Genomic DNA, 10,622 nt, shown 5'->3' with positions numbered 1-10,622 from the left:
GCTTTAAGCTCGTAACTCGCTTCTCGCAACTGCTCTTGTCTGTCATTGACTAAAGCTATTTCCCACAATCGCTTGTTTGTTGCTGGCCTGAGGTACATGGCATTGATTACATGAGTAATTACGGCCATTGAGTGTGCCGTTATCATCGATCACGTGTGATTTTGGAATGGCGGTGGCGTGCATCCGTTCCGCTTTGCCCCACGCATGGCAGCTCAAGCAGGTGTTACGTTTGAGCGTAATCGGGTAATCGGCTTTATGCGGGATCAGCGGTGGTTGCTGGGCATAGTTACGTGCCAGTGCGTGTCCTTTTTGTGGGTACAGGGCTAACTCTGTTGCAGGCTGGGTAATTGGCACAGTGGTGTCGCCTGCGAGTGATTTCACGTTCACTGGTGCAGCATTTTCACTGCTGTTTTGGCCGCTACAGCCGCTTACCGCAAATAACATTACGGCTAAGATTAAGGTCTTTTTCATTGTATTCTCTCCGCCTATGGCAATTGAAGCGCCGCTGTCGGCAGCGCTGGCTCGGCTTATTAGGCTTTTACCACTTTCACAGCGCACTTTTTGAAGTCAGTTTCTTTGGATAACGGGTCAGTCGCATCCAGTACCAGCTTGTTAACTAACTGACGCGCATCAAAGAACGGCATAAACACTACGCCACGCGGTGGCTTGTTGCGGCCGTTGGTATCAATGCGGGTTTTCACTTCGCCACGTGCCGACGCTACCAACACCGCATCGCCATCGGCTAAGCCACGGGCTTTGGCATCTTCAGGGTGTATAAATAGCAGGGCATCTGGCACCGCGCGGTGTAACTCAGGCACCCGGGCGGTCATGGTGCCGGTGTGCCAGTGCTCCAGTACGCGGCCGGTGCTCATCCACAGGTTGAACTCTTCGTTTGGCTCTTCGGCCGCTGGCTCATAGGGCAGGGCGAAGATCACCGCTTTACCATCGGGTTTGCCATAGAAACGGAAACCTTCTCCGGCTTTGACGTATGGGTCTGAGCCTTCGACAAAGCGGCGTTTGGTTTCTTGGCCATTGACAACCGGCCAGCGCATACCGCGGCTGGCATGGTAAGCGTCAAACTCCGCTAAGTCGTGGCCATGACCACGACCAAAGGCGGCATATTCTTCAAACAGGCCTTTTTGGATGTAGAAGCCAAAAGCGTCGGCTTCGTCATTCATGCTGCCTTTGCAATCGCTGCTTGGAAATTGATTCACTTTGCCGTTGGCGAACAGAATGTCGTACAAGGTTTTGTCGGCATATTCGGGTTTCTGCGCCAGTAGCTCGGCAGGCCAGACTTCGCTGACTTTGAAGCGTTTGGAGAATTCTACTAACTGCCATAAGTCAGATTTAGCACCTTCTGGGGCTTTGACCTGTTGATGCCACATGTGAGTACGACGCTCGGCGTTACCGTAGGCGCCTTCTTTCTCTACCCACATAGCGGTTGGCAGGATAAGGTCGGCGGTAACGGCGGTGATGGTCGGATAGGGATCAGACACCACAATGAAGTTTTCTGGATTACGGAAGCCCGGATAGACCTCTTCATTGACGTTTGGCCCCGCCTGCATGTTGTTGGTACACATGTTCCAATAGCAGTTAAGTTTGCCATCTTTCAGCATGCGGCTTTGCAAGACGGCATGGTAGCCAGGTTTGGCGGGAATGGTACCTTTTGGCAGCAGCCATGCTTGCTCACAGGTGTCGCGGTGCGCATCGTTAGTGACCACCATGTCGGCTGGCAGACGGTGGGCAAAGGTGCCTACTTCGCGGGCAGTACCGCAGGCCGATGGTTGGCCAGTCAGTGAGAACGGGTTGTTACCCGGCGTAGCAATTTTACCGGTGAGCAAGTGCAGGTTGTACAACATGTTATTGGCCCACACACCGCGCACGTGTTGGTTGATGCCCATGGTCCACAAACTCATGACTTTGATGTTCGGGTCGGCATAGCTTTTAGCTAACGCTAGCAGTTGTTCTTTGCTGGCGCCGCTCATTTCGCTGGCGTATTCCAGTGTGTAACTGCTAACAAACTTAGCGTATTCATCAAAGCTAATAGGCGTTGATTTGCCACTGCCAGCGTTTTTGGCTTTTTGCTCTAATGGGTGCTCTGGGCGCAGGCCATAACCAATATCGGTCTCGCCAAGGGCAAACTTAGTGTGTTTATTTACAAACTCGGTATTTACTGCGTTGTTTTGAATGATGTAGTTGGCGATAAAGTTGAGGATCACTAAGTCTGATTGTGGACGGAAGATCACGCCATTGTCGGCCAAGTCAAAACAACGGTTTTGGTAGGTCGAAAGCACATGCACTTTGCCATTAGGGTTATTGAGGCGACGACCAGACAACCGTGCCCACAAAATTGGGTGCATCTCCGCCATGTTGGCGCCCCACAGCACAAAGTGGTCAGCGGCTTCAAAGTCATCGTAGCAACCAGCGGGCTCGTCGATACCAAAGGTTCGCATAAAGCCGACAACTGCCGAGGCCATGCAGTGACGTGCGTTCGGATCGATGTTGTTAGTACGAAATCCGGCTTTGTGCAGTTTGGACGCGGCGTAACCTTCCCAGATGGTCCACTGACCTGAGCCGAACATACCGACAGAGGTTGGCCCTTTGGTTTGAATGGCGTGTTTCCATTTGGCGGCCATCGTGTCAAAGGCGACATCCCATGACACTGGGGTGAATTCACCTTCTTTATCGTATTGACCGTTTTTCATCCGCAGCAATGGTGTGGTGAGGCGGTCTTTACCGTACATGATTTTGGAAAGAAAGTAGCCCTTAATGCAGTTCAACCCTTGGTTGACAGGGCTTTCAGGGTCGCCTTTGGTGGCAACCACTTTGCCTTCTTTGGTGCCCACTAACACGGAACAACCTACACCGCAGAAGCGGCACGGGGCTTTATCCCAACTGATGTTGTCTTCCTGCGACGCTGCTTCGACCACTTTAATCGGCAGTGTGGCACCTACGGCGGTAGCGGCGGCTACTGCGGCATTCGCTTTTAGAAACTCGCGGCGACTGATGCTCATGGTGTTTCCTCGTTGTTATTCGTTTTAGTAACAGTTTTTAATGACAGTTTTGGTCAACTTGGTGGTAGATCAGGCTGCTGGAAAGCACCCCGCGTAAGCCGTTAATGGCTTCAACCTGATCCAGAATGGCTTGCTGCGATTCAGCCTCGACGGTGACGATCATCTTGCCGTCATCGGTGCAGGTATGAACCTCGGCACCTGCTAGGGCGCTGATCTGCTGTTGCAGTTGCGGTTGATGCTGTTGCGCAGCATGAATCACCAAGCTGGTGATGTGGTATTCCGTTGTGGTGGCGTCTGACATGGTGGTATTCACTCGACAAGCGGGGCTGCGTATAGCCCCCAGACTTTAGTGAGTAAAAGTCTAAAACTTACAAAATATGGGGATATACCTCTAGCGAGGTAAACGGGTAGATTGGCGATCACGATCATGTTTTTGGCGTGATCTGTATCGCATAACTCAGTGATTTAGCTGGTGCTTAACTAGCTTTTGCTTCGTAGTGAGTCGTGTATGACAGGGCGTGGATATTTGCATTAGGGAAGGTGCAATGGTTGCTATTCGATGCGTAGCCCAAATTGTTGCCCAGCTTCTCCCATAAACCGTAGCTTAGTAGCAGTGACTATAGCCGCGATTTTGTCGTTAATCTCGCGTTACCTCACCGACTAAACCTACGTTTTGCCGCTATCTCACTATCACTCAAGTAATATTCATTAAGATATTTTTAAGTTTTTTATGAAACTTAACCACGGGAATTGTGCGGTTTTTTGGCCGCTTTTCTTAAAAATGGATGAAATTTACTGCGACATTTGTATTTATATTACAAATTTTTAGCCTTATGTGATTTAGATGACGGAAAATTTATTGGCGCGAATATACCATGTGAACAGTTTCCTAAAATCTTGAGAGCGATCCGCAATGTCAAGTACTTCTGAGCGTGTAATCACAGTAAAAAAAGGCCTCAATGTGCCTATTTCTGGAGCGCCCAGGCAGATCATTGAACCGGCCGCATCTACTTCACAGGTTGCCCTGTTGGGTAACGACTATGTTGGCTTAAAGCCAACCATGTTGGTTGAAGTGGGAGACCGGGTCAAAAAAGGCCAGGCGTTGTTCGAGGACAAAAGTAACCCAGGTGTTCGTTTTACCGCCCCCGCCGCTGGCGTGGTTAGCGCGGTGAACCGTGGCGAACGCCGTGTGCTGCAATCGGTGGTGATTGATTGCGATGGTGATGATGCCATCGATTTCGGTGCCACCGAGCTAAGCACACTTAACCGCGATGCGGTGCAGCAAAAGCTGCTCGATAGCGGTTTATGGGCAGCACTGCGTACTCGTCCATTTTCCCGTGCTCCAAAACCAGGTTCGGCGCCCGCTGGCCTGTTCATTACTGCGGTGGATACCAATCCATTAGCCGCAGATCCTCGTGTCATTATCAATGAAGCCGCTGATGATTTTGCCTTTGGCATTAAGGTACTGCGCTTCTTGACCGACGGTACAGTTTATCTCTGCCAAGACGGTCAAGCCGAACCGCTGCCGGGTCATGATGTGGACGGTGTTGAAGTCTACGGCTTCCAAGGCGTGCATCCTGCTGGGTTAGTCGGTACTCACATGCATAAGTTGATGCCCGTAAGCTTGGAGCGCCAAGCATGGCATATCAACTACCAAGATGTGATTGCGGTGGGGCGTTTATTTGCCACGGGTCAGCTTGATAGTCGCCGCGTGGTGGCGTTGGCTGGTCCAGCGGTGAATGATCCACGTTTGCTACGCACTGTGGTGGGTGCCAAAGCCAGCGAGCTGGTGGCGGGGCAGATCAAAGATGCTGATACTGCGCGGGTGGTTTCAGGTTCAGTGCTATCAGGCCATGCGGCCGAGGATGAACTGGACTTTTTAAGCCGATTCAAGCTGCAAGTCTCAGTGTTGCAAGAAGACCATGCAGCAAGCGTATTGCCATGGGTTCGCCCCGGCACTGATAAGTTTTCCATTACTCGTACCGTGTTATCTCGGTTCCTCCCTCGCAAGCTGTATGACATGACTACCCATATTGGCGGTGCTAAACGCGCCATGATGGCATTTGGTCAGTTAGACCGCGTGATGCCGCTGGATATTTTGCCCACTTTGTTGGTGCGCGATCTGGTGGTGCGAGATACCGATGAAGCGCAACTGCTGGGCGCATTAGAGCTGGATGAAGAAGATCTGGCGCTGTGTACCTTTGTCTGCCCAAGTAAGTACGACTTCGGTCAGGAGCTACGTGCTTGTCTGACGATCATCGAGAGGGAAGGTTAATGAGTAAATCCAATAAACCCGGACTTCAGGACGCGTACTACGCGCCCGGAAGTACCATTAAGGATTTTTTCCGTTCGCTGTTTATCGGCCACGGTGGCAGTACTCAAGACACAGTGCATGTGCGTGATGCGATTGACGTAAAACGTACCATGACCATTGTTGCTATGTGTCTGTTACCGGTCATCTTGTTTGCTATCTACAACATCGGCTTACAAGCACAGCTAGCATTAGCAGGCGGCGCTACATTGCCCGACACTTGGCACCAAGCGATTTATCGCACCTTGTTTGGTGAGTTCTCTGCTGAGACGGGCTTTGCCGGCAAAGTGTTTTATGGCTTGGTGTATTACTTGCCAATCTATCTGGCGGCGTTGGTCACTACGCTGTTTTGGGAAGTGGTGTTTGCCAAAGTCAGAAAACAAGATCTGCACGAAGGCTTCTTTGTTACCGCCTTGCTGTTTAGCTTATGTATGCCAGCCAACATCGCCTTGTGGTTGGTGGTCATGGGTATCAGCTTTGGTGTGGTCGTCGCCAAAGAGCTGTTCGGTGGCATGGGGTATAACTTTTTAAACCCTGCGCTAGCGGGTCTGGCCTTTATCTATTTTGCCTATCCCACGGAAGTCACTACCGTGCAGCAACTGGTGGCCGTTGACGGTTACACCAGTGCTACCACATTAGAAACCGCTGCAAAGAGTTTCCGTATCGCTCAGCAACTGAGTTTTGCTGGCGCGGACTACAGCTGGTTTCAAGCGTTTTCTGACCCTAAATGGTGGGATGCTTTCTTAGGTTTTGAAGTCGGTGCTGTGGGTGAAACTAGCACCTTGGCGATTTTGATTGGTGGCGGATTACTGCTGCTGACTCGTCTGGCTGATTGGCGCATTGTCGCTGGTGTGCTGCTGGGCATGATACTGACTTCTATCGCGTTTAACGTGTTTGGCGATGCTAAAAATGTTTACTCCTCCATGCCGTGGACATGGCATCTGGTCACCGGCGGCTTTGCTCTGGCAATGATGTTTATGGCGACTGACCCCGTCACCACCGCGTACACCCGTCCGGGCAAAATCATTTTTGGTTTGATGGTTGGCGCAATGGCGATCGTGATTCGTGTGGCGAACGTCAAAATGCCTGAAGGCATCATGCTGGCGATTCTTTTTGCCAACTTATGGGCGCCGCTGCTGGATTCGCTGGTGGCACGTTTCAATATCAAACGGAGGATGAAACGTAATGGCATTCAATAAAGACAGTATTGCGGGCACCATGGTGTTTACCATTGTGTTGTGCCTCGTGTGTTCCTTCATGATCACAGGCACTGCAGATGTGCTCAAAGAGCGTAAGCTCGCGAAGAAGCGCGATGAACTGATGCGCAACGTGCTGGTCGCCGCCAATATTGATGGCGTCACTAACGATAACTTCCGTGAGATTTTCCAAGCCAAAGTCGAACCACTGTTGGTGAATCTGGAAACGGGTGAACCTGTGGTAGTTGAGAACGTGCTGGATTACGACGCCAAAATGGCCGCTATAAATCCAGATACCTCCAGCTCGATTAGCAAAGATATTGCCAAAATTAAGACCCGTGCCAACAACGTCCGTATCTTCAAAGTTAAAAACGACCAAGGTCAACTGCAAGCTTTGGTGCTGCCAGTTTACGGTAAAGGTTTATGGTCAATCATCTATGGTTTTATCGGCATGGAGAAAGATCTCAACACCGTACAAGGCATTGTGTTCTACGAGCATGGCGAAACCCCAGGTATTGGTGATTTCGTTAACCATGAAGAGTGGCGCATGACCTGGCACGGCAAGCAGATCTACAACAGCAACGGTGACGTGGCGTTGAAGATTGTTAAAGGCGGAGCTAAGGCGGGCGATCTCAATGGCATTGATGGTGTCAGTGGCGCAACTCGCACTGGTGCAGGCGTCGAAAAACTGATCCAGTTCTGGTTTGGCAAAGAAGGCTACGAACCACTGCTGGAAAAACTGAAAGCGTCGGGGGTGTAACATGAGCGCACGTACCTCAACTCGTGAACTCGTCATTTCGCCAATTTTTGCGAATAACCCTGTAGCAATGCAGGTGTTAGGGGTGTGCTCCGCCTTGGCGGTGAGTAACTCCATGCAAACGGCGTTAGTGATGACCTTGGCAGTGACCTTTGTATTGGTCTGCTCCAACTTCTTTATCTCGCTGATCCGCCAGTTTATTCCCAACAGTGTGCGCATTATTGCGCAGATGACCGTGATTGCCTCGTTGGTGATTGTAGTGGATATGGTGTTGCAAGATTTGGCACCAGATCTGTCTAAACAGCTGTCGGTGTTTGTCAGTTTGATTATCACCAACTGTATTGTGATGGGCCGTGCGGAAGCCTTTGCCATGAAGGAACCTCCGCTGCTGTCGGTGATGGATGCTATCGGCAATGCCGCCGGTTATGGCTTTATTCTGATGTCGGTGGCGTTTGTGCGTGAATTGCTGGGCGCAGGTTCGTTGTTTGGTCACGAGATTATTCAAACTGTGGCAAATGGCGGCTGGTATCTGCCGAACGAAATGTTCAAGTTACCGCCAAGTGCATTCTTCTTGATTGGCGTCATCATCTGGGTGGTTAACATCGCCCGTCGTAAGCGCAAGTAAGGAGCCGACATGGAACACTATATTAATCTGTTTATTCAGGCGACCTTCATTGACAACATGGCGCTGTCGTTCTTCCTCGGTATGTGTACCTTCTTGGCGGTATCGAAGAAAGTCTCAACCGCGTTTGGCTTAGGTGTTGCCGTTATCGTGGTGATGTTGCTGGCCGTGCCAGTGAATCAGCTGATTTACACTTGGGTGTTGAAACCGGGGGCGCTGGCATGGGCTGGTTTGCCAAATCTGGATTTGAGTTATCTGCAGCTCATCACTTTTATTGGGGTGATTGCCGCTTTAGTGCAAATTCTGGAAATGGTGCTCGATAAATACGTGCCTGTGTTATATCAAACGCTGGGTATCTTTCTGCCGTTGCTTACCGTTAACTGTGCGATTTTTGCCGGGGTTATTTTCATGTCGAACCGTGATTATAACTTTGGCGAGTCAGTGGTGTTTGGTACAGCTGCGGGCGCGGGTTGGGCATTAGCCATTGTGTTGTTGGCGGGGATTCGGGAACGGTTGAAGTTCAACAACATTCCAGAAGGCCTACAAGGCATTGGCATTACCTTTATTTCCACTGGTTTGATGGCGCTGGGCTTTATGGCTTTCGCTGGCATCACCCTATAGGCATTCAACAGAAGGTACATACAGATGGAAATGATCTACGGCATCGGCATGTTTACCCTGGTGGTATGCCTGCTGGTAATAATTATTCTGTTTGCTAAAAGCCGCTTAGTTGAAAGCGGTGATGTGACGCTACGCATCAACGATGATGATGCAAAAAGCGTGACGGTCGGTTGCGGCGGCAAATTGTTGGGCGCCTTGGCCAGTAAAGATATCTTTGTGCCATCGGCTTGTGGTGGCGGTGGTACATGTGGCCAATGTCGCGTGCATATCAAATCCGGTGGTGGCGATATTCTGCCAACTGAGATGGATCACATTACCAAGAAAGAAGCCAAAGAGGGCTGCCGTTTGGCCTGTCAGGTGGCGGTGAAGTCTGACATGGAGCTGGAGCTAGAAGAGGAGATCTTTGGCGTTAAGAAGTGGGAATGTGAGGTGATTTCTAACCGCTCTACCGCGACTTATATCAAAGAGCTGCTGCTGAAACTGCCCGAAGGCGAAGAAGTAAAATTCAAAGCCGGTGGCTATATCCAGATTGAAGCCCCCGCGCATACGGTGTACTACAAAGACTTTGATATCCCTGAAAAATTCCGTGAAGACTGGGAAAAACACCACCTGTTTGATCTCGTTTCTACCGTGAATGAAGAGGTGATGCGCGCTTACTCTATGGCCAACTATCCGGCCGAGAAAGGCCGCATTATGTTGAACGTGCGTATTGCTACGCCGCCAAGCGATAAAGTGCCGCCAGGACAGATGTCATCTTATATCTTCAACCTCAAAGCGGGTGACAAGGTGACTATCTCCGGCCCATTCGGTGAGTTCTTTGTTAAAGAGACTGACGCGGAAATGGTGTTTATCGGCGGTGGTGCAGGGATGGCTCCGATGCGCTCACACATTTTTGACCAGCTTAAAACCCGCCAAACGCAGCGGAAAATGACCTTCTTTTACGGTGCTCGCTCACTACGCGAAGTGTTCTATCGAGAAGACTTTGACGCCTTAGCGGCGGAGTTTGACAATTTTGAGTGGCACTTGGCGTTGTCTGAGCCGTTAGCGGAAGATAACTGGAGTGGTTACACCGGCTTTATTCATAACGTGGTGTATGAACATTACCTCAAAAACCACAAAGCACCGGAAGATTGTGAGTTCTACATGTGCGGCCCGCCGATCATGAACAGCTCAGTGATCTCTATGCTGGAGGGCCTTGGTGTAGAGCGCGATAACATCCTGCTGGACGACTTTGGCGGCTAAGCTAGCCTACATGCTCCACGTTAAAAACAACGTTGCATTTATGTAACGTTGTTTTTTTTATGTGACTATTTGTTGCGCTAGGCACACCTTTTAGGCATGATGAAAACCGTGATGTATAACAAAGTAACCCACTTGAATACGTGTGAAAGCATGTAATTTCAGCTAACGGACTCAAGTAAAAGGAATTGTTTATGCAACGGTTAAAATGCCCATTTACTATCGCTGCCGCGTTACTTTTGTGTGTATTCGTCTATATGTTTACCGCCCACAAAGACGCGATTAACCAGTGGTTGATGCCAGATAGCCACTCTGCACTGTCACAGCAAGTGAATAGCGATACCAGTGCCAATACACATAATACGTTACGGCACGATTAGTACCTTAGAAGAACGGATGGGGAGCATTTATTGATTGATGCCCCCGCATTTTTTCTAGCCAACATATTCGTTTATCCTGCAGCATTATCTCTCGGGCATTCCCCACCAAATCTTGTGTATCAGCCCGCCAGCATATGATCACCGTGGTTTAGCTCGTTCTCTCAGCGTTTGCATTTACCCTGTGCTCGCATCAATAGGGCATGCCACTAACGGCGTTGTTGTGACGCAGCATGCGTCGGCCGTAAACATCATTACTTGCATTAGCAGAGCACTCACACTGGGATTGACTCAAACAAGCACTGATATTGCGTGAGGCATAGTATGAGCTAAGCGCTTGTCACAAAAGCATCAACTGTCTGTCACTGGGCTGTAAACGCCTCTTTATACCTTAGCGCTGCGATTATGCGTTAGGGGCTGTTTATCTTTGCTGATTGTTTTTGCAGCAGGCAGCGCGTGATTTAGGCAAGGCAGGTGATGTGCCG

At 50.2% G+C, this 10,622-nt stretch carries 10 protein-coding genes; 7 read left to right on the top strand and 3 right to left on the bottom strand.

Annotated elements, in window-relative coordinates:
• Window positions 1-42: 42 nt before the first annotated feature.
• Genes ACN0TT_RS17710 through ACN0TT_RS17700 form a run of 3 tightly spaced genes read right to left on the bottom strand, consistent with a single transcriptional unit; the run spans window position 43 to window position 3,315 of the window.
• Entirely contained in the window at window positions 43-471 is a 429-nt protein-coding gene (locus ACN0TT_RS17710) for a nitrate reductase cytochrome c-type subunit (RefSeq protein WP_417763472.1), read from the bottom strand.
• Between the two features lie 59 nt (window positions 472-530).
• The gene (gene napA, locus ACN0TT_RS17705) at window positions 531-3,014 is read right to left on the bottom strand and encodes a nitrate reductase catalytic subunit NapA (protein ID WP_417763471.1); all 2,484 of its coding nucleotides are present in this window, start codon (window positions 3,012-3,014) and stop codon (window positions 531-533) included.
• A 37-nt stretch (window positions 3,015-3,051) separates the two neighbouring features.
• Window positions 3,052-3,315, bottom strand: a complete 264-nt coding sequence (locus tag ACN0TT_RS17700) for a chaperone NapD (protein WP_417763470.1) — start codon at window positions 3,313-3,315, stop codon at window positions 3,052-3,054.
• A gap of 612 nt (window positions 3,316-3,927) precedes the next feature.
• Between ACN0TT_RS17700 and ACN0TT_RS17695 the strand changes: the two genes are divergently transcribed.
• The 7 genes from ACN0TT_RS17695 to ACN0TT_RS17665 all read left to right on the top strand — a co-directional run bounded on the left by ACN0TT_RS17695 (window position 3,928) and on the right by ACN0TT_RS17665 (window position 10,140).
• Window positions 3,928-5,289 carry a Na(+)-translocating NADH-quinone reductase subunit A gene (locus ACN0TT_RS17695; protein WP_417763469.1) on the top strand — a complete coding sequence of 454 codons (1,362 nt, stop codon included), beginning with the start codon at window positions 3,928-3,930 and terminating at the stop codon, window positions 5,287-5,289.
• Window positions 5,289-6,524 (top strand): NADH:ubiquinone reductase (Na(+)-transporting) subunit B, encoded by a 1,236-nt coding sequence (locus ACN0TT_RS17690; RefSeq protein WP_417763468.1) that lies wholly within the window; start codon window positions 5,289-5,291, stop codon window positions 6,522-6,524. Before ACN0TT_RS17695 ends, ACN0TT_RS17690 begins: the two co-directional genes overlap by 1 nt.
• The gene (locus tag ACN0TT_RS17685) at window positions 6,511-7,281 is read left to right on the top strand and encodes a Na(+)-translocating NADH-quinone reductase subunit C (RefSeq protein ID WP_417763467.1); all 771 of its coding nucleotides are present in this window, start codon (window positions 6,511-6,513) and stop codon (window positions 7,279-7,281) included. Before ACN0TT_RS17690 ends, ACN0TT_RS17685 begins: the two co-directional genes overlap by 14 nt.
• A gap of 1 nt (window position 7,282) precedes the next feature.
• On the top strand, window positions 7,283-7,903 hold the full coding sequence (locus ACN0TT_RS17680; RefSeq protein WP_417763466.1) for an NADH:ubiquinone reductase (Na(+)-transporting) subunit D: 621 nt from the start codon (window positions 7,283-7,285) through the stop codon (window positions 7,901-7,903).
• 9 nt (window positions 7,904-7,912) lie between these two features.
• Window positions 7,913-8,521 (top strand): NADH:ubiquinone reductase (Na(+)-transporting) subunit E, encoded by a 609-nt coding sequence (gene nqrE / locus ACN0TT_RS17675; protein WP_417763465.1) that lies wholly within the window; start codon window positions 7,913-7,915, stop codon window positions 8,519-8,521.
• A gap of 24 nt (window positions 8,522-8,545) precedes the next feature.
• Window positions 8,546-9,763 carry an NADH:ubiquinone reductase (Na(+)-transporting) subunit F gene (gene nqrF / locus ACN0TT_RS17670; protein WP_417763464.1) on the top strand — a complete coding sequence of 406 codons (1,218 nt, stop codon included), beginning with the start codon at window positions 8,546-8,548 and terminating at the stop codon, window positions 9,761-9,763.
• Between the two features lie 191 nt (window positions 9,764-9,954).
• A complete protein-coding gene (locus ACN0TT_RS17665; protein WP_417763463.1) occupies window positions 9,955-10,140 on the top strand; it encodes a hypothetical protein in 186 nt (61 codons plus the stop codon).
• The last annotated feature ends 482 nt before the right edge of the window (window positions 10,141-10,622 follow it).

Origin of the sequence: Shewanella sp. (assembly GCF_048265805.1) — a bacterium.
GTDB lineage: Bacteria > Pseudomonadota > Gammaproteobacteria > Enterobacterales > Shewanellaceae > Shewanella.
The sequence above is the reverse complement of the archived record's forward strand: the minus strand, read 5'-3'. Positions and strand labels throughout refer to the sequence as shown.

Bases quoted from the DNA above. Each gene is read 5' to 3' on its own strand.
- ACN0TT_RS17690 (WP_417763468.1), top strand. From the start codon at position 5,289: ATGAGTAAATCCAATAAACCCGGACTTCAGGACGCGTACTACGCGCCC.
- ACN0TT_RS17685 (WP_417763467.1), top strand. From the start codon at position 6,511: ATGGCATTCAATAAAGACAGTATTGCGGGCACCATGGTGTTTACCATT.
- ACN0TT_RS17695 (WP_417763469.1), top strand. From the start codon at position 3,928: ATGTCAAGTACTTCTGAGCGTGTAATCACAGTAAAAAAAGGCCTCAAT.
- ACN0TT_RS17680 (WP_417763466.1), top strand. From the start codon at position 7,283: ATGAGCGCACGTACCTCAACTCGTGAACTCGTCATTTCGCCAATTTTT.
- ACN0TT_RS17700 (WP_417763470.1), bottom strand. From the start codon at position 3,315: ATGTCAGACGCCACCACAACGGAATACCACATCACCAGCTTGGTGATT.
- nqrF (WP_417763464.1), top strand. From the start codon at position 8,546: ATGGAAATGATCTACGGCATCGGCATGTTTACCCTGGTGGTATGCCTG.
- ACN0TT_RS17710 (WP_417763472.1), bottom strand. From the start codon at position 471: ATGAAAAAGACCTTAATCTTAGCCGTAATGTTATTTGCGGTAAGCGGC.
- ACN0TT_RS17665 (WP_417763463.1), top strand. From the start codon at position 9,955: ATGCAACGGTTAAAATGCCCATTTACTATCGCTGCCGCGTTACTTTTG.
- napA (WP_417763471.1), bottom strand. From the start codon at position 3,014: ATGAGCATCAGTCGCCGCGAGTTTCTAAAAGCGAATGCCGCAGTAGCC.
- nqrE (WP_417763465.1), top strand. From the start codon at position 7,913: ATGGAACACTATATTAATCTGTTTATTCAGGCGACCTTCATTGACAAC.